At 49.8% G+C, this 18982-nt stretch carries 14 protein-coding genes; 5 read left to right on the forward strand and 9 right to left on the reverse strand.

The genetic code is table 11. The features are described 5' to 3' along the window. The first annotated feature begins 189 nt into the window (after window positions 1–189). The gene (gene ydiK / locus WG891_RS10625; protein WP_337262403.1) at window positions 190–1290 is read left to right on the forward strand and encodes an AI-2E family transporter YdiK; all 1101 of its coding nucleotides are present in this window, start codon (window positions 190–192) and stop codon (window positions 1288–1290) included. A 353-nt stretch (window positions 1291–1643) separates the two neighbouring features. Here the strand turns inward: ydiK and WG891_RS10630 are convergent, their stop codons facing one another. The 4 genes from WG891_RS10630 to WG891_RS10645 form a co-directional block, all read right to left on the reverse strand. Continuing rightward, on the reverse strand, window positions 1644–2849 hold the full coding sequence (locus WG891_RS10630) for an MFS transporter (protein WP_337262402.1): 1206 nt from the start codon (window positions 2847–2849) through the stop codon (window positions 1644–1646). A gap of 252 nt (window positions 2850–3101) precedes the next feature. Further along, window positions 3102–4541, reverse strand: a complete 1440-nt coding sequence (locus WG891_RS10635) for an FGGY-family carbohydrate kinase (RefSeq protein ID WP_337262401.1) — start codon at window positions 4539–4541, stop codon at window positions 3102–3104. 148 nt (window positions 4542–4689) lie between these two features. Then, window positions 4690–6162: an FAD-binding oxidoreductase gene (locus tag WG891_RS10640; RefSeq protein ID WP_337262400.1), complete on the reverse strand. Its 1473-nt coding sequence runs from the start codon at window positions 6160–6162 to the stop codon at window positions 4690–4692. A gap of 21 nt (window positions 6163–6183) precedes the next feature. Then, window positions 6184–6969 (reverse strand): SDR family oxidoreductase, encoded by a 786-nt coding sequence (locus tag WG891_RS10645; RefSeq protein WP_337262399.1) that lies wholly within the window; start codon window positions 6967–6969, stop codon window positions 6184–6186. 362 nt (window positions 6970–7331) lie between these two features. Here WG891_RS10645 and WG891_RS10650 point away from each other — a divergent pair, with 362 nt between their 5' ends. Then, window positions 7332–8048, forward strand: coding sequence for a MurR/RpiR family transcriptional regulator (locus tag WG891_RS10650; protein WP_337262398.1), 717 nt, complete (start codon window positions 7332–7334; stop codon window positions 8046–8048). Between the two features lie 41 nt (window positions 8049–8089). On the opposite strand, the gene ppsA is transcribed toward WG891_RS10650, so the two are convergent. Beyond that, on the reverse strand, window positions 8090–10468 hold the full coding sequence (ppsA, locus tag WG891_RS10655; RefSeq protein WP_337262397.1) for a phosphoenolpyruvate synthase: 2379 nt from the start codon (window positions 10466–10468) through the stop codon (window positions 8090–8092). Between the two features lie 510 nt (window positions 10469–10978). Between ppsA and ppsR the strand changes: the two genes are divergently transcribed. The 3 genes from ppsR (at window position 10979) to WG891_RS10670 (ending at window position 13562) form a co-directional block, all read left to right on the forward strand. Then, window positions 10979–11800, forward strand: a complete 822-nt coding sequence (gene ppsR, locus WG891_RS10660; protein ID WP_337262396.1) for a posphoenolpyruvate synthetase regulatory kinase/phosphorylase PpsR — start codon at window positions 10979–10981, stop codon at window positions 11798–11800. A gap of 180 nt (window positions 11801–11980) precedes the next feature. Then, window positions 11981–13027: a 3-deoxy-7-phosphoheptulonate synthase gene (locus WG891_RS10665; RefSeq protein WP_337262395.1), complete on the forward strand. Its 1047-nt coding sequence runs from the start codon at window positions 11981–11983 to the stop codon at window positions 13025–13027. Between the two features lie 52 nt (window positions 13028–13079). Next, complete coding sequence (locus WG891_RS10670; protein WP_337262394.1) at window positions 13080–13562, forward strand: glutathione peroxidase; 483 nt, start codon at window positions 13080–13082, stop codon at window positions 13560–13562. Between the two features lie 2 nt (window positions 13563–13564). On the opposite strand, the gene WG891_RS10675 is transcribed toward WG891_RS10670, so the two are convergent. From WG891_RS10675 to WG891_RS10690, 4 genes are all read right to left on the reverse strand, one after another. After that, a complete protein-coding gene (locus WG891_RS10675; RefSeq protein ID WP_337262393.1) occupies window positions 13565–15007 on the reverse strand; it encodes a protein adenylyltransferase SelO in 1443 nt (480 codons plus the stop codon). A gap of 250 nt (window positions 15008–15257) precedes the next feature. Next, window positions 15258–15995, reverse strand: coding sequence for an EAL domain-containing protein (locus tag WG891_RS10680; protein WP_337262392.1), 738 nt, complete (start codon window positions 15993–15995; stop codon window positions 15258–15260). A 1325-nt stretch (window positions 15996–17320) separates the two neighbouring features. Continuing rightward, window positions 17321–18334: a lipoate--protein ligase A gene (locus WG891_RS10685; RefSeq protein ID WP_337262391.1), complete on the reverse strand. Its 1014-nt coding sequence runs from the start codon at window positions 18332–18334 to the stop codon at window positions 17321–17323. Between the two features lie 58 nt (window positions 18335–18392). Next, window positions 18393–18851 (reverse strand): NlpC/P60 family protein, encoded by a 459-nt coding sequence (locus tag WG891_RS10690; protein WP_337262390.1) that lies wholly within the window; start codon window positions 18849–18851, stop codon window positions 18393–18395. Between the last annotated feature and the right edge of the window lie 131 nt (window positions 18852–18982).

Genomic DNA, 18982 nt, shown 5'->3' on the forward strand with positions numbered 1-18982 from the left:
GACCCACCCCTATCTTTTATCGTCGGTAAAAACTAGCATACTTCGTTTCGTGGAGGCACTCACATTATCACAAACTCACGGCAACAGAAGCGCCGGCGGCAAAACGTGCGCTTGGCTGTGAAAGTTGCTCGAAATGCTCCATGATAACAAGGGATAGAAGATTTCACTGAATAGGATGAAAACGCATTCATGACACAACCGCAACGCCACTATGACTTACCCACGATTATTTTTGGCGTGTTGTTTATTGCCATTATGATCGTCGCCAGTTTTTGGGTGGTTCAACCGTTTATTCTTGGCTTTGCCTGGGCAGGCATGGTGGTGATCGCAACCTGGCCGGTATTGATTAAAGTACAGCGCCTGCTGTGGGGCCGCCGCTCGCTGGCCGTCCTGATCATGACCATTCTGCTGATCCTGCTGTTTGTGCTGCCTATTTCGCTGCTGGTCAGCAGCGTTGTCGATAACAGCGCCCCCATCGTCTCCTGGGTGAATTCACCGGGTAAGATCAGCATTCCCGATCTGGAGTGGTTACGCGCCATCCCGCTGATCGGCGACCGGGTGTATAACAGCTACCACCTGCTGGTGAGCACCGGTGGAGCTGCGCTGATCGCCAAAGTGCAGCCCTACTTCGGCCAGACGGCAACCTGGTTTGTCACGCAGGCCGCGCATATTGGCCGCTTCCTGATGCACTGTATGCTGATGGTGTTGTTCAGCGCACTGTTGTATGCCCGTGGGGAGCAGGTTGGGTTGGCTATCCGGCATTTTGCCGTGCGCTTGGGGGCCGAACGGGGCGATGCCGCTGTGCTGCTGGCCGGGCAGGCGATCCGCGCCGTAGCCCTGGGCGTGGTGGTCACCGCTCTGGTGCAGTCGGTGCTGGGGGGGATTGGTCTGGCGGTTGCCGGTATCCCTGCCGCTACGCTGTTGACGGTACTGATGTTTGTGTTCTGCGTAGCGCAGCTAGGGCCATTGCTGATCCTGATCCCGGCGATTATCTGGCTGTACTGGACCGGCGACACCACCTGGGGCACCGTGTTGCTGATCTGGAGCTGCGTGGTGGGCACCTTGGACAACTTCCTGCGCCCGGCGCTGATCCGCATGGGAGCCGATCTGCCCTTGATTCTGATCTTATCCGGTGTCATCGGCGGCCTGCTGGCATTTGGCATGATTGGGCTGTTTATCGGCCCGGTGGTGCTGGCGGTTTCCTACCGTTTAGTCAGTGCCTGGGTTAATGAAGCACCGCAACCCAATAGCGATATAAAAGAAGTGGTCAAAGATTTAGAACAACTGTAATCCCCCCGGCCTGCCCGACCACGGGCAGGCCATCAATCCCCCCATTGCTGTTTACTCCCCCTGCCTTTATGCCTTGGCACAAAAGCGTTGCACACGGAGATATTGCCAGCCGTTTTTATGCCCCGGCTTTTATTAGGATGAATCTTAATGACGCCTACAGCCTAAGTGCTTAGTGTTATTACTCTATTTGGTGTAAAACCTTGGCTTCTCCGCCACGCATCAAATCCAACATCCCATGTATATAAATTGCTGTGTGTAGTCTTTGCCCGTCACCTTCGATGGGCTTTTTTTTATCCTTTTCACGTGCCGGGCACCCACAGTTCTCACTGCGGGTATCCGGTATTGTTTCAGGATTATTCAACCGTAACGGGTTTTACTACCGGGAGGGGTTGGCTTGTGACGCGATGCTTAAGCACATAACAGGCAACGATGCCAAAACATGCCATCACAACGGTATAGCCAAAATAAAGTTGATAACCAGTTTTCTGATCGGGAGCATAATCCATAATATAGCCATTAATCAGTGGGATAAAGATATCCGGGCAATAGCCCACCGCAGAAATCACCCCGATTGCCAGGCCCAGCTTGGTCTCCGGCACCTTCAGGTTCTCAATAATCGCCCAGTATAGGCCGCGTACTGCATAAGTCAGCAGACCAACAAAGAGGATAAAGAAAACACAGAATCCAACCACCACACCGGAAGGCAAATGAGTAGCCGGGATAGCGATCAGGCCGACCAGGCCAAGCGCACTTAGCATTAACGCGTAGGTTAATACCTTGATATTCCCTAACTTGTCGCCCAGGAAACCACCGACTACCCCCCCGACTGGCCGCAGCCATAGCTTGATCGTGGTGATCGTCCCTGCCATCACGGCGGTAAACCCCCAACCGCCGGCCTGCAGATAGCCTGAAAAGCTGTAGGTAGACCAGAATAAGTGGTAACCGGAAGAGATGATAATTGCGATCAGCCACACCTCGGGCTGGCGCAGGATAAAACCCAGATCCTTAATCACGTTTTTATTGGTGGTTTTAGCCTGCTTTTCTTCTGTCTCATGTGGAGCGTTGGCTTCAAACCAGATACAGACAAAACAGACCACGGCTAAGGCTATGCAGAACCAAGAGTACAGGTGAATCACGTAGACCAGCCCCTGAACCACGTTTGCGTCATTCGGGCCAACCGTTACCGAGAAAATAAACAGCGCAATGCTGGCCAGGATCGATTCAACCAGGCCGCGACCGCCATCGTAAATCCCATAAAAGCGCCCAGCCTCATTTTTTGCCGCCAGCAGCTTGATGCGCTTCATCACCGCACCCCAGAAGGTCAAGCCGGTGGTTATTCCCCAGCCTGAAAAAATGATTAACAGTGCGGTATAGGAAGGCAAGGTGCTGTACCAAAGCCCTAACAGGCCCGTCCCCAATAGAGACAGGGTGATCAGCTTCATCGGTTTCACTCTATCGGCTAACCAACCGCTGGGTGTATAGCAGATAAAGAACAAAAAACCCATGATTGAATACAACTCACCGAGTTGCACATTAGTAATATTAAAGGCTTGGATCATCGTATCCTGATAAATCTGCCTCAAATATAGCATCGGATATATTGCACCGCCGGCGATGGTCAGCAGTAATATCTGTATATATCGGGTGCTATTTTTAATTTGCTCTGTATTTACTCTATTTTCCATAATAGTCATACCTGTATGATATCGTTTACCCTCTTTTATCCAAGCGGCACGGCGGCGCAAACCAGATGTTTATTTAACATCTGGGTGCACAACCGGAAACTTGCTGGAATAGACCAGAGAGATTTTTTATATTGATGGTCTATTAAGAAAATCATAGACCTCTGACAACAGTGGATCCGTATAACTACGTACTTTCATATAGACATTTTTATTGATGCCATCATAGTAAATATGATTTTTTTGATTAGGAATATACTTTTTCTTAATCTGCACCATATCTCTTTTTGCCTGATTAAAGTCCTGCACCACCCCTAACCCAACGGCAGTACACATAGCCGCCCCCAGGCAGGCTGAACTGTTGGCTTGCAGGGTATAGGTCTCTTTACCAAAAAGATCGCAGATAATCTGCACTAAAACATCGCTTTTTGCCCCGCCGCCAATAATACGAATGCTATTGATGGAGGATGCTGTTTCCTGCAGCATGGCATCAATATTGTTCTTTATCGTGTAGGCAATAGCTTCCAAAATAGAGCGATAAATATGGTACTTAGTATGGCGTTGATCAAAACCGAACATCATCCCCTTACGGAACTGATGGCTTGGCGGGCTCAGCCAATCAAGAATAGTGATCAACCCTTCCGAACCCGGGGCAATGGATTCGGCAATACGGTTTAATACATCTTCTTCACTGATGTTTTCCATCTCAGCAATCTTGCTGATATCTTCACCCGCTAAATGTTTAAACCAACTCACCGTCCACATACCCCGCCGGATCCCGGTGGATTCATAGACATATTTGAAAGGTTCACACGCCAGCGTCGGGAAAAAACTCTCGGCATGAGAGAAATAATCATGGCGGTACAGCATGGCCGAAATAAATGTCCCCAGCGAGATCATAATTTCATCAGCGGCGGTAATGCCCGCGCCAAGCACTTCAACAGCCTTGTCATTACCGGTAGCAAATACGCAAATATCCGCATTCAGACCAAAACGCTCGGCGAGTTCTGCCCTGAGCGGCCCGTAGCTCTCGCCGGGTTTGATCAGCTCAAACAGTTGGCTGCGCGTGAGCCCCTGGCGCTGGATCTCAGCATCATCTGCCCATTGCAGGGTCTGCCAATCCATAGGCCAATAAACTTCCTGATTAGAACAACTGTCTTTGAAAGCGCCGGTTAAGCGTAAACCAAGATAACCGGACGTGGTGGTCACATATTTTACCGCGTCATTCTGATGAACATAGGGCTGCGACATACGCATATCCATCCAACTGATGACCGGTTCAACCAGTTCACCCTTCTCATCCAGCAACACCCTGCAACAGCGAATAGTACACAACCCTATTCCCAGGATCTGACGCCGATCGCCGGTAAATTTATCCAGGCAATCTTCTATGGCGCGAACCAGGCTCTCCCAAAGATCTTCTCCGGGGTGGTAAACAACGCCCGGTGCCGGTGTTTCAGTATTCTGCAATAAATCACTGCCATAACAGATTTCATTACCCTGTTGGTCAAAAATACCTACCTTGGTACTTTGCGATCCACTATCAATACCCATAAATAGTTTTTTCATTATTCACTTCCATTATTCTTGATATCTATAGTGGGGATAGAGTGATTTATCCCTCTAGCCTGAGTTGCAGCCTTATTGACCGCAACTCGAAGCTCTTAGGATATTACACCGACCGCTCCCGTTCCCCTTGGGGATTGATCCGTGAAGGTTACTCGAAGAAATGCTCAGTGCCTGGCTGCGGATAAATACAGCCGAAATTCATGATGCCTTTCGGATCATAAACCTGTTTCAGCCCTTGCAGAATATAATAGGCGCTGCCATGCTCCTGCTCGGTCCATTCATTTCGATATTTACCAATGCCGTGATGGTGACACATAGAACCACCCAGTTTCAGCGTCTCTTCTACAATAATGCGCTGAATAGGATGATGATAAATACGCATTTCATCTTTCGGTTCACAGTGGATATTGTAGTTATAAACAAAGTACATATTAGTACCGTTAATATAACTGTGCGATGAGTGCCCCCCCAGCATGGTGAGATCTTCGCTGCGTTCAAATTCACTGCGAATACGCTGGATCACGCGATCGTAGATTTTCGGGATCATTTCCCAACTTGCAGAGATCTCGGTAGTGAAACCATCATGACGATTGTGATTCACCATCTCACTCACTTCTTGCTCGATGCGCGCCTGCGACCAGTTGAGATGATTGAACCAGTCTTCGATCAGTTGGCTTTTAACCGGTTTCAGGATCCCCGCAGCATGTCCCTTGATGATTTCGTTGATGCCATCAATGGTGGCATTCACGATACCGGAAGGCCCTTCCACCATAAAGATCAGAACACACTTGCCTTCATGGAAGGCCGAGAAATGCTGCGCCGCATCCTCTTCTGAATAAACCCGCGCCACCGAAGGGCGATAGCCTGCCACCATGACGTCACGCAGGATCTTGATACCCGAGGCAACATCCTTGATTAAGTGCCCGATAAACCGGTTATTCTCCGGGTAGAACTTGAACAGTTTCACCGTGACTTCGGTAATAAAACACAGGGTGCCTTCGTTACCAATCACCACATGGCGGATGTCCGGGCCGCCGGCGCGGCGTGCGACACTCTTGATGCGTGAAATGTGCCCATCAGGGAAGACACACTCCAGACCAAGCACCATATCTTCAATTCCGCCGTACAGGGTAGAAAACTGGCCGATACTGCGCGTGGCCACTAAGCCACCATATTGTGCAACCGGTTTGGACTGCGGCGAATGGCCGGTTGTCAGCCCCTGCTTGCGCGCTTCATCTTCCAGCGTTTGCAGGCAAACCCCGGCTTGCACCGTGGCTTCCATATTGTAGCTGTCGATCTTGATGATTTTATTCAGGCGTGCCGAGTCAATCACCAGGGTATTTTCTTTCCAGTTTTCCAAGCCACCTTCGGTCGCCGTCTTGCCGCTGCGTGGAATAACGTTAATGGCATTTTCATTACAGAATTTGAGGATCTCAGCCACTTCATCGGCACTTTCTGGCAGCACAATGGCGGTAGGGAGAGGAACATTAAGCTGCTCTTTAGCCTTGGCATATTTTTTATATCTGTCGGCTGCTGCATCATAGAGCTTGGCATGATCGGTCACGATCTGATCCGCTTTCAACAGGCTACGCAATTGCCTTAATGTGTCATGCTTATTCATAATTACCCTTATCATTATTGATTAACGCACTAAAAAACCACCGTCAACGGCTATCACTGAGCCGTTAACATAATTGGATGCATCTGAGGCCAAAAAGACTGCCGTCCCCATCAGATCGGCAATATTTCCCCAACGATTGGCCGCAATATGCGAAAGTACCCGCTTATTAGCATCAGGATCTGATCGTGTTTTTTCAGTTAATGGCGTTGCATAATATCCAGGCGCAATCGCGGTGACCTGAATATTGAATTGTGCCAATTCGTCGCAGTAGGCTTTCGTCAGCCCAACAATCCCGTGCTTACTCGCCGAATACGCCGGTGACCATTGCCCGCCCAAATAAGAGAACATGGAGGCAATATTGATGATCTTTCCACTCTGCTGCGGGATCATGTACTTGGCCACTTCGTGCGACATTTCAAAGGCGGCGCTCAGATTGAGGGCGATCATTTTATCCCACTGCACGCGGGTGAATTTGAGAACATCCGGTTCGTTAATGCACATCCCGGCATTGTTGACCAGTATATCGATGCGGCCAAAGCGAGCGGCGACCTGATCTATGGCCTGTTGGGGTTCCCCCTCACGGGTAATGTCCGCCAGAATAAAGTGATAATCCACCCCGCACTCTTCTACCAGACACCGGGTTTCCCCTTCGTCGTCCGCAATGGCGATAACGGCAACATTAGCCCCAGCTTTGGCAAACGCCAGGCTGTATGCCTGGCCCAGCCCGCTGTTGCCGCCCGTGACGATCGCTGTTCTTCCCTTTAGAGAGAACAGGTTCAAACTGAAGTCTGTGATTTTTTCCAACATGAGCGTTTCCTGATAATTTTTTAACGTTTCACTTTCATCACCTCTAACTCTGGACAACATTTATACCGATAATTTTCCATAAAAACATGCTTTAGATCCAATTTATGGAAAATTATCATCACAAAATTGAATAATTCTTGTTTTTACAATAAAATCGGAATAAATAATAATAAAATTGATTATTTACTGGTTTTTAATTCCAATTAATTTAATTAAATCAACGTTTTATACATTTAATGCGAACGGTTAACGCGCAGTGATCTTGCCGAGATGGTTATCTCTTCAGCAAGTGGGGTACTCATTGGGGGGATTTTCTCGTAACATTGAACGGGGATGTCTGGGCTTAACATCGGAAATAAATCATGATAAAAATTGATTACAAGAGTTTGAATGCGTTGGAAAAGAAACTATTAGACAGCACCAAAGAATGCATTCAGCATAACTCAACGGTTTCTATTACTGAGCTCAGCGCACAGTTTGATGTTTCAACGTCAAAAATCTCCAAGTTTGTCCGAAAACTGGGGTTTGAATCTTTCAAGCAATATAAAAAATTTATTATCAGCGAACATAATGATGCCCCCCCAGCAAAGCCATCAAGTGAATTACAGCGTATAGCAGACTACATCGCCAATTTTGATGATAACCTTGCTCATGACTTTTGGTTAAAGATAAAAGATTGTAATAAGCTGATTATCTATGGGCTAGGCCCCTCTTACATTTGCGCTGATTACTTCGCCTATCGCCTGCGGATTTTTTCGGATGTATTTACGCTAGCCACCAATGAAGTGACTACCGTCAGAAACTCTGACAGCAAGGACACTAAGCTCCTGGTGCTATCAACGACCGGATTATTCAAATCCTTTGATGAAGACCTCTCTGGCTTAAATTACAAAGAGATTATCTTTTTATTTGAAGAGTTCCGTTATTTCCCTAAGCTACAGCAGAACACGCTTTTTTATCTCACCAATAGCGGTGGTAACAGCGAGCTGAAGCCCTATGAAAAATCGCGGACGTTGTTTTTTATTTTCTTGGAAGAGGTGATACAAAAGTTCATGCCAAACAGTAAACTCGGCGAATGAAATTGCCTAGGGACACCTAATGGCGCCCCTAGAGAGAAGAGTTACTTTTTCTGCGCCAGATTCATCCAGGTTTGCACCACGGTATCCGGGTTAAGCGACAGGCTGTCGATCCCCTGCTCCATCAGCCACGCGGCAAAATCCTCATGATCCGATGGGCCTTGGCCACAAATCCCCACGTACTTACCATGACGTTTGGCAGCTTGGATCGCCATGGTCAGCAGCATTTTGACCGCTTCGTTGCGTTCATCGAACAGCTCAGAAACCACGCCGGAATCGCGATCCAGCCCCAAAGTCAGCTGCGTCATGTCGTTGGAGCCAATCGAGAAGCCATCGAAATATTCCAGGAACTGATCGGCCAGCAAGGCGTTGGATGGGATCTCGCACATCATAATCACTTTCAGCCCGTTTTCACCGCGCTTGAGCCCCTGACGCGCCAGCTCCTCTACCACCGCCTCAGCCTGAGCCACGGTGCGCACAAACGGCACCATAACTTCAACGTTGGTCAGCCCCATGTCATTACGCACCCGCTTCATCGCCTCACACTCCATGGCGAAGCAATCGCGGAAACTTTCGGCAACGTAACGGCCAGCCCCACGGAAGCCCAGCATCGGGTTCTCTTCATGTGGTTCGTACTTCTCGCCGCCCACTAAGTTGGCGTATTCATTGGATTTGAAGTCGGAAAGACGCACGATAACGCGCTTAGGCCAGAATGCCGCACCCAGCGTCGCGATCCCTTCGGTTAAGCGGCCAACATAGAACTCGACCGGATCGTCGTAACCCTGCATCAGCGTTCTGATTTCGGCCTGCAGTTCCGCCGGTTGCCGATCAAATTCCAACAACGCACGCGGGTGCACGCCAATCATGCGGTTAATGATAAATTCCAAACGCGCCAGACCTACCCCTTCATTCGGTAGACGGGCAAAATCGAAGGCACGATCCGGGTTGCCCACGTTCATCATGATCTTCAGCGGCAGTTCTGGCAGCTCGGTGACTTCAGAACTTTGTACGCTGAAGTCCAGCATGTCGCTGTAAACAAAGCCGGTATCGCCCTCGGCACAGGAGACCGTGACTTTCTGCCCATCTTTCAGCAGATCGGTGGCATGCCCACAGCCAACCACCGCCGGGATCCCCAGTTCACGGGCGATGATCGCCGCGTGACAGGTCCGCCCGCCACGGTTGGTGACAATCGCCGCCGCCTTTTTCATGATCGGTTCCCAGTCCGGGTCGGTCATGTCAGTCACCAGCACATCCCCTGGCTGAATGCGGTCCATTTCACTGATGTCGTTAATCACTTTCACCGGGCCTGCGCCAATGCGGTGCCCGATGGCGCGCCCTTCCACCAGCACGACGCTATTGCCGTTCAACTGGTAGCGCTCCATCACCTGCTCATTGGAACGCACGGTTTCCGGGCGCGCCTGCACAATCAATAGTTTGCCGGTGTGCCCGTCTTTTGCCCACTCGATATCCATCGGGCGGCCATAATGCTTTTCGATCAGCAAAGCCTGGTGCGCCAAAGCCTGCACTTCATCATCGTTCAGAGAGAAACGATTGCGCTGCGCTTCTGGCACATCTTCAATCCGAACCTGTTTGCCGTGATCCTGCGAAGGCGCGTACACCATGCGGATTTTCTTCGACCCCAGATTACGCCGCACAATGGCAGGTTTGCCTTTCAGCAGCGTCGGCTTGTGCACGTAGAATTCGTCCGGGTTGACCGCCCCCTGCACAACCATTTCACCCAGACCAAACGCCGAAGTGATAAACACCACCTGATCGAAACCAGACTCGGTATCAATGGTGAACATGACTCCTGACGACGCCAGATCGGAGCGCACCATGCGCTGCACACCGGCCGACAATGCCACGCCACGGTGATCGTACCCTTGATGCACCCGGTAGGAGATCGCACGATCGTTGAATAACGAAGCAAATACGTGCTTGATCGCCACCATCACGGCCTCAATGCCCTGCACATTGAGGAAAGTTTCCTGTTGGCCAGCAAAGGAGGCATCCGGCATATCCTCTGCCGTGGCGGAAGAGCGTACGGCGAAGGAGGCATTACTTTCACCGCCAGCCAGTTGCTGATAGGCCAACGTGATTTCACGTTCAAATTCTGCATGGAAAGGTGTGTCGATCACCCATTGGCGAATTTGCGCACCGGCCTTGGCCAGTTGAGCAACGTCGTCAACATCGATTTGATCCAGTAACTGATAGATGCGCTGATTAACACCGCTTTGCTCAAGAAAATCATTGAACGCCTGTGCGGTGGTAGCAAAACCATTCGGCACGGCCACACCTAAATCGGAAAGATTGGTGATCATTTCACCGAGGGAGGCATTTTTTCCCCCAACACGGTCAACGTCGTGCATGCCAAGCTGGTTGTACCAAAGCACATTACGCAAGTCTGGGCCATTGTTAGACATCGAGACAATCCTTATTGCTATCAGTAGGGTCTAAGCGAATTTAATTCGGTAAGCGAAGCGAAATCAGACTAGCACAATGACCCAGAGAAAATGGAAAGGTGAATCGATCAACCCAATGAAGAAAATGAGTTTTAAGAGAAAGACGCAGCGGCTTAATTTAAATGGGGATCGTTCCCTTTGACACTAATGGCTTTAAATTCAACAAATTAAATAAAATTTAAACTTTTTATTAAATAGCCCTCACAAACAAGCTGGGTTTGATCGAAATAGCCTGGTCAACGCGAGCGGATTGGCTAAAATCAGGTGCAATGGTTTTATAAAAAATAAAATTGCGTTTTATTAAGTTAAATAAGCCGTTATTTCTTCACTTATCTGATTAAAACATGACTTTATTTATCGCGTTTGCTCGTGCTATCACAAAATGCTGACCCGTTGCTTTACCCGCCAATCATTCACAGACCATGATATTTTGCTACAACAGGATTATCGTTTTCAGTGAGAGAGTGACGAATGGAAAGAAGCGTTTTTTATATTTCTGATGGTACAGCCATTACTGCCGAAGTGTTGGGACACGCGGTGCTGTCACAGTTTCCGATCGCGGCCACCACCTATACCTTGCCATTCGTAGAAACCGAAGCACGTGCCCGCGGCGTGTGCCAACAGATTAACGATATTTACCAGCAAACCGGGGTGCGCCCGCTGGTGTTCTATTCGATTATTTCCCCGGAAGTCCGCCTGGTGATCACCCAGAGCGAAGGTTTCTGCCAGGATATCGTACAAGCCCTGGTTGGGCCGTTACAGGGGGAACTGGGGGTAGAACCTACGCCCATCGCCAATCGCACCCACGGTTTGACCGAAAGCAATCTCGGCAAATATGATGCCCGTATCGCCGCCATTGATTACACCTTGGCGCATGATGATGGCATTTCGCTACGCAATCTCGATCAGGCGCAGGTGATCCTGCTGGGCGTTTCACGCTGTGGCAAAACCCCCACCAGCCTGTATCTGGCGATGCAGTTTGGCATCCGTGCAGCCAATTACCCGTTCACCGCCGACGATATGGACAATTTGCAACTGCCTGCCGCGCTAAAACCCTTTCAGCACAAGCTGTTTGGCCTGACGATTGATCCGGAACGCTTGGCCGCCATCCGCGAAGAACGGCGAGAGAACAGCCGCTATGCGTCAATCCGCCAGTGCCGGATGGAATTAGCGGAAGTCGAAGCCTTGTTCCGCAAGAATCAAATCCGCTACCTCAATACCACCAACTATTCGGTAGAAGAAATCTCCACCAAAATCCTCGATATTCTCGGCATGAGTCGCCGTATGTTCTGAAGCAAAAATGCGCGTGGCAGGCTTGCCTGCCTGCCACTTAATTTCAGCCTGCGCTGCTTTTTGCAGGTTTGCGCAAAATAACCGGCGCCCTACGGTTGAATTCAGCGATTTTTACGTTATTGTGATCCTCATCACTTCCCGGTATTCCTGCCGTAGCGAAGAACAGTTTTAGAGAAAATCATGCACAAAACAGATGAACTGCGGACCGCGCGCATCGACAACCTCGTTACGCCCCAAGCGTTAGCGGAAAAGTTGCCGATCTCAGACGCCATTGCCGATAATGTGACAGCGTCACGTAAACGTATTGAAAACATCCTGATGGGCGAAGATCGTCGCCTGTTAGTGGTCATTGGCCCCTGCTCCATTCACGATCTGGATGCGGCTACCGACTATGCACACCGCTTGAATGCCCTGCGCGAACGCTACCAGGATCGCCTGGAAATCGTCATGCGTACCTATTTTGAAAAACCGCGCACCGTGGTCGGCTGGAAGGGGTTAATCTCCGATCCCGATCTGGATGGCAGTTTTCAGGTCAACCGTGGGATTGAAATAGCCCGCAAGCTGTTGCTGGCCGTCAACCAGCTTGGCCTGCCTACCGCCACCGAGTTTCTGGATATGGTGATCGGCCAGTATATTGCCGATTTAATCAGTTGGGGAGCAATTGGCGCTCGTACCACCGAAAGCCAGGTTCACCGCGAGATGGCCTCTGCGCTTTCCTGCCCGGTAGGCTTCAAGAACGGTACCGACGGTAATACCCGTATTGCCATCGATGCGATCCGTGCGGCTCGCGCCCGCCATATGTTCCTGTCGCCCGACAAACATGGCCAGATGACCATTTATCAGACCAGCGGTAATCCGTTCGGCCACATCATCATGCGCGGGGGCAAAAAACCAAACTATCATGCCAGTGATGTGGTGGCCGCCTGCGACAGCCTGCGTGAGTTCGATCTCCCAGAACATCTGGTGATCGATTTCAGCCATGGTAATTGCCAGAAGATGCACCGCCGCCAGCTAGAAGTGGCAGAGAACGTCTGCCAGCAGATCCGTGCCGGTTCAATGGCCATCGCCGGCGTGATGGCGGAAAGTTTCCTGGTGGAAGGCACGCAGAAAATCGTCAGCGGCCAGCCGTTAACCTACGGCCAATCGATCACCGATCCTTGCCTGAGTTGGGCCGACAGCGAACAGTTGCTGGCCATGTTGGCAGATGCGGTGGATACTCGTTTCTGATCGCTTTGAGTGGGGTGTTTAGCGCGCCCCACCGGCAACGCGGAGCCTTGGCATGAGCAACTCACTGTTAACCATTCCCTGCGTTACCCTGCAGGGGGAGCACAAAACGCTGGCCGACTTCCCCGCACGGGTTTATCTGGTGGTCAACACCGCCAGCCGCTGTGGTTTTACCCCACAGTACCAGGGATTGGAAACTCTCTGGCAACGCTACCGCGCACGCGGCTTGGTGGTGCTCGGGTTTCCCTGCAATCAATTTGGCAAGCAAGAGCCGGGTGATGCACGCGAGATCGCCGACTTCTGCACCCTGAATTATGGCGTCAGCTTCCCGTTGTTCAGCAAGATCGACGTGAACGGTGCGGGTGCGCATCCGCTGTTCAGCGAACTGAAACGCCGAGCGCCCGGTCTACTGGGCGGTCAGCGCATCAAATGGAATTTCACCAAGTTTCTGTTCACTGCGGAGGGAGCCCGAATCGCGCGCTTTGCTCCGTTCACCAAGCCAGAACGGCTCGGTGAACATATCGAAAAACTGCTCTAACCTCAGCTTGAGCAGGAAATCTCCAGATGCTTACCCCATTCAGGGGGTAAGCCTGCCAGATCGTCATACTGCGGATCATCGGCAAACGGCTGCAGCAATGCCTGGTGCAGCCGCGCAAGTTTGCTGACATCATTCTGTTCGGCCGCTTCGATTGCCTGCTGCGCCAGATAATTGCGCAAAATCAGCTTGGGATTCACCGCCTTCATCGCCTGCTGGCGTTCAGCATCGCTCACCTGCTCTTGCTGTAAACGCAGGCGGTATTGCTGGTACCAACGATCGAACGCAGCACGATCGATAAACTCATCTCGCAAGGGGGAATGCGCCTGCCATTGCTCCACATCGCTCAGCAGGCGGAACGTTCGGGTATAATCCCGCCCTTCCTGCATCATCAGGCTCAACAGACCCGTCAATAGCTCGTTGTCCTGCACTGAGGGGGTAAAGAAACCCAGCTTCGCGCGCATCTGTTCACCATAGGCCTGCATCAACGCGGGTTCATACGCCGCCAGCGCCGCCTGTAACTGCTCAGTGGTCATCAGGCCAGAGAGCGTTTGCGCCAAGCGATGCAGATTCCACAGCCCAACTGCCGGTTGATTGTCAAAGGCGTAACGGCCCTGGTGATCGGAGTGGTTACAGATGTAGTTCGGTTGGTAATCATCAAGGAAACCGTAAGGCCCAAAGTCCAGAGTGAGGCCGAGAATTGACATGTTATCGGTATTCATCACCCCATGGGCAAAACCAACGGTCTGCCAATGGGCCATCAGGTGCGCGGTACGTTCTACCACCTCGGTAAACCACAGCGCGTAACGCTCTGTTTCCTCACGCCACTGCGGCCAGTGGTGCGCAATCACGAAATCTGCCAGTTGCTTCACCTGCTCTGGCTGCCTGCGGTAATAAAAATGTTCAAAGTGACCAAAACGAATATGGCTTTCTGCTACACGCAGCAACATCGCACCGCGCTCGGGCTGCTCGCGAAATACCGGTTGCTCGCTGGTTACGATGGTCAGCGCACGCGTAGTGGGTATTCCCAGGTGATGCAGCGCTTCAGAAGCCAAAAACTCCCGGATCACCGAACGCAATACCGCTCGCCCATCCCCCATGCGTGAATAAGGCGTCAGCCCGGCCCCTTTCAGATGCCAGTCCATGCTGCGCCCGTCGGCTAATTGCTGTTCACCCAGTAAAATTCCACGGCCATCGCCCAACTGCCCGGCCCAGGCACCAAACTGGTGGCCGCTGTAGACCTGTGCCAGGGGTTGCATGCCCGGCAGCAGCCTTTCTCCGGCCCAAACTGGCGTGTTTTCCGGCGTAAACCAGCTTTCATCCAGCCCTAATTCACGCGCCAGAGGCTGGCTGTAGTACAGTAAACGAGCACCGGTAAGGGGCGTGGGGTTCAACTCGGTGTAAAAACCGGGTAACTGCTGGTAATACGTATTGTCAAACTGCGGCATAGGCCCTCCATTACCTTCAGTGTAGAGCTTGCGCATGCGGATTAATACGGAGGAATTGCAGGGATAACGCCCTGCCCGTTAACCGGGCAGAGGCGAATGTGCTACCGGCGACGCCGGGTGATTTTTAATGATTTACTGCGTTGAGATAAAAAATGCTTGGCGAACGAAAAAAATGCGATAAATAACAGTACCGGGAGCGCGAAAACAATCATTCCGTCCATTATTAACCCTATTATATGTGTTAACAATATCAGTTATTGTTGTCGAATTCTGTAGAGGTCCTTCGCAGAGTTCGCAGATTATCCACACTTGTGACAGGCCATAAAAATCCCTGTAGCCCTAAAACACCCGCGTTTCTAAGCTTATTAAAGTATTCTTTTTTCCCTATTCCACAAACGATCACCCCCTTACAGAGCAGATTGATATTTTTCAATAATGAGTCTATGACCACGTCATAACCCGGATGAGTAAACAATTGCCAGTAAAAACGTTTATCTATCTTTACATAGTCAAACAAACCGTCATACAGCGCAGTGAGCGTCGTTTTACCCGAGCCGAAGTTATCCAGCCACAGCGTAAAATACTCACTCAATAACCTGATCTTTTGATTGTGTTTCCCCGCGGATAAATTAGGAAAACCCTCACTAATCTCAAAAGTAATAAACGGTAACTGTTGAATACGCTGGCGTAGCATAAAGTCGCCAAGTAGCAAATCAACCACGGTTTCGTCAATATTAATGGTCAATAATACGTCATTTTCAATAAACCATGTTGCCTGCTGTTCAGCCAGCAACATTTGTTCATTAAATAAATCAATCCGTTGCTCAGGGGATAATAAATTAACCCCAATGTCCATTGGCATGGCCAAATTGCCATCCAGGCTATTGAAACGGCTGAGGATTTCTACCGCCAGCAGTCTTCCCTCCATTGAGTAAACCGGTTGGAAAACAGAGTGACTAATAAAGTCAGCTTCAAATTGAATTTTCATTTTAATGCCAAAGCTTAACGGCGAGTATTTCATCCTATCTGAATATATTTTACCGATCAATCCCCCTAGGATTAATCGGAAACATCAATGTAATTACCAATAAGTTGTGAATTAATCAATAGCTTAAAGCTATGCTAAAAGTACAAATCCCCTCACTAGAAATTAATTTATCTTAAGGCTGGAATAACTAAAAAAAGCGTGTTTTTTATGCTATTCGCATTTATAGTGGCCTGCCACGCAATCCCTGATGGGTTACCGCTGATTTTGTTAGAAAAATCCCAACTGAATAATGCCGAGATGGTAACGTCGTGAACATTAACAGTGCTGAATGCCAACAATAAACATTAATTTTGCTTATGTAAAAATAACATCTGCTGCGCAACAAACCGCAACCACCATACCGTGAACGCCTTGATTTCTGCCATATCTGTACTAGCTATGCGCCTTACTCCATCGGGCAATAGATAACTACTGAGTATGGTATTTGGGAATTATCTTAATTGATAAAAACTGCCCCACAGATCAAGGAGAACGTGAGCCGCGTTTTTTCAGCTAATCATCAATACGATTCTGATTGGATGTTTATAATCGGCAATAACAGATAGAGTTGACTTGTGCGGCCAACAAGCCGCCGGAAGGTTGAACAGCTCCCTCTGCGAGCTGAACCGTGCCAGTGCCGTGTCTGCTATTTTTAGGTCATAAGTACGCTGTCTAGACGTCGCTCTTATGTTTGAAAGGCCAATCCTCACGGTGCCCCAATGGCGGTGATTCCCCCCTTCCAGACCATCAACGCCACCGACGCCCGATGAAACAGCACGCACGAAGTGAACTGCTATTGCGATCCGTTATGCTTCCCTTAATGTCAGGATCATTATTTAGTCATTTTGAATCGGGTTGAGCACTGCATATCCCAGCAAAATCAGTATCGCAAAGTAATATACTAATATGATTGCTAGTGATTTTTTTGTAATGTACAGATTCACCCATTTTTAATCACTAAGAAGTATGAACCAGTTGAGTTAATAGAAAGATAGCAAGTCAGTATGAACGCAGGTGATAAAAACATATCAATGGTTAACCATGAGTCTTTAATTTATTGAATCAAAGCATTTTTTACCTTATTGATGAAAGCTAGGGAATTTTCCTGCAATATTCTCAATTTAAATCCTGTACCAAGATAGAGGATAGCAACATATTTTACCCTGTGGTGCCATCCATGCGCTTGGCCAGCCCAAAAGGCGAATTAACAGGCGTTAACTCCCTGTCAGAAAGAATAAAAAGGGACAGGTTTCCCGATCCCAGTCTTTACGTATGGCTGGCTACGTCTACTTGATCGTTTCCATCAGCCAGTGCCGTAACTCAGCAAGCTCGCCTGACTGTTGTGGGAACTGCACTTGCAGACGATCACAGCAGGCGGCCAGCGCTTCGCTGCGATAAGCACAGCCCACCAGCATCTTGGCCAAGGCTTGCAAGGGGGCAGGATTAAGGCTATCGGTAAAAATCTGCGCCCGGACAAGGGTTCCCTTTTCAACATCAAAGAAAATATCCACCCCGCCCCAGCTAAAACGCTCATTCAGCAGATGGCTGAACGCAGGTGCTTTACCAAAATTCCATTCCCAACTGCTCTGTTTAGCAAACTGTTGTGCAAAGTCCGGCAAGTTGGGGAAAACATCCGGTGAAATCACCTCCGCAGGTGCACTTTCACCATAGTGGGCAAAAAAGGCCTGGCTGATGGCGTCACAAACCTGCTGATGGTTAATCTGTGGCAAGAATTCTGCCAGATTAGCCACGCGCGAGCGCACGGAAGTAATACCTTTAGCCTGCAGTTTTTTAGGATCGGGATTGAGGTAATCGGCCAAGCGATTGAGATCGGCATTCAGTAACAGAGTACCGTGATGGAAACCACGATCTTGTGTCTCACGATAGGCAGAACCGGATATTTTGCGGATCCCGTCGGCCGTATCCACCACCAGATCGTTACGCCCAGAAGCCGTTGCGCTAATCCCCAACTGGGTCAACGCTTGCAGAATAATACCGGTCGATACGGTTTTATCATAACCCGGCTTCCCCGCCATAAACGTGAAACAGGTATTACCGAGATCGTGAAATACCGCGCCACCGCCGCTGCTACGCCGTGCCAAGCGAATGCCGTCCTGCTCCATGCGCCGGGTATTACACTCTTTCCACGGATTTTGTGACTGGCCAATCACCACGGTTTCCGCATTGCGCCACAGAAACAGGATTTTCTGCGTCGTCATTTCGCGGAAGATACACTCTTCAACCGCCAGATTGAACCAAGGATCGTAAGAGTCGGAAATTAATAAACGTAAGGAATTCATGGTATTCACCGCGAGCAAGGGGATGAGGCCATGATACACCAGCGCAACGGGTTACACGCTAGATTCGGCGCGCTTGCCAATAGACTTTCCGCCAGTACACATTATTAAGCGAGGAACGGGTCACACCCTGGCTTGTGGAAGCATGGATAAACTGGTCGTTGGTATCGTAGATCCCAACATGCAGGCCATTGCCACCGCTGCCGGTTTTGAAGAAGACCAGATCCCCCGGCAACAGTTCGTCACGCGGTACTTGAGTACCGACACCGGTCTGCTGTTCTGTAGAACGTGGCAATTGCAGGTCAAAACGATCGCGGAAAGTACGGTAGACAAAACCAGAACAGTCAACTCCGCCGCGATCTAAACCACCATAGCGATAAGGGGTGCCATACCATTGGCGTAACTGTTCATTCAGTTGTGCGACAACAACGATTGAATCGGACAGGCGGCCATTCGGCGGTGGCGCATTGCTGCTGCAACCCGCCAGAATCAAGCTGACTAATAAAAACCACACACGCATCGCATCGTTCCCTTCACTGAATCATGCTACCCGCACATTACCACCGAGCCAGCACAGAGTAACTAAAGTAAGGATAGCGCTGTTTTGCGTTAATTTATCTCTCAAGAGAAGAAAAAGGCAAGCGTTGTGAA

This window comes from Serratia sp. MMO-28 (assembly GCF_037199905.1).
Classification (GTDB): domain Bacteria; phylum Pseudomonadota; class Gammaproteobacteria; order Enterobacterales; family Enterobacteriaceae; genus Chania; species Chania oryzae.

Excerpts from the sequence above, each read along its gene's own strand:
- ydiK (WP_337262403.1), top strand. The coding sequence starts at position 190 with ATGACACAACCGCAACGCCACTATGACTTACCCACGATTATTTTTGGC.
- WG891_RS10630 (WP_337262402.1), bottom strand. The coding sequence starts at position 2,849 with ATGATCCAAGCCTTTAATATTACTAATGTGCAACTCGGTGAGTTGTAT.
- WG891_RS10635 (WP_337262401.1), bottom strand. The coding sequence starts at position 4,541 with ATGAAAAAACTATTTATGGGTATTGATAGTGGATCGCAAAGTACCAAG.
- WG891_RS10640 (WP_337262400.1), bottom strand. The coding sequence starts at position 6,162 with ATGAATAAGCATGACACATTAAGGCAATTGCGTAGCCTGTTGAAAGCG.
- WG891_RS10645 (WP_337262399.1), bottom strand. The coding sequence starts at position 6,969 with ATGTTGGAAAAAATCACAGACTTCAGTTTGAACCTGTTCTCTCTAAAG.
- WG891_RS10650 (WP_337262398.1), top strand. The coding sequence starts at position 7,332 with ATGATAAAAATTGATTACAAGAGTTTGAATGCGTTGGAAAAGAAACTA.
- ppsA (WP_337262397.1), bottom strand. The coding sequence starts at position 10,468 with ATGTCTAACAATGGCCCAGACTTGCGTAATGTGCTTTGGTACAACCAG.
- ppsR (WP_337262396.1), top strand. The coding sequence starts at position 10,979 with ATGGAAAGAAGCGTTTTTTATATTTCTGATGGTACAGCCATTACTGCC.
- WG891_RS10665 (WP_337262395.1), top strand. The coding sequence starts at position 11,981 with ATGCACAAAACAGATGAACTGCGGACCGCGCGCATCGACAACCTCGTT.
- WG891_RS10670 (WP_337262394.1), top strand. The coding sequence starts at position 13,080 with ATGAGCAACTCACTGTTAACCATTCCCTGCGTTACCCTGCAGGGGGAG.
- WG891_RS10675 (WP_337262393.1), bottom strand. The coding sequence starts at position 15,007 with ATGCCGCAGTTTGACAATACGTATTACCAGCAGTTACCCGGTTTTTAC.
- WG891_RS10680 (WP_337262392.1), bottom strand. The coding sequence starts at position 15,995 with ATGAAAATTCAATTTGAAGCTGACTTTATTAGTCACTCTGTTTTCCAA.
- WG891_RS10685 (WP_337262391.1), bottom strand. The coding sequence starts at position 18,334 with ATGAATTCCTTACGTTTATTAATTTCCGACTCTTACGATCCTTGGTTC.
- WG891_RS10690 (WP_337262390.1), bottom strand. The coding sequence starts at position 18,851 with ATGCGTGTGTGGTTTTTATTAGTCAGCTTGATTCTGGCGGGTTGCAGC.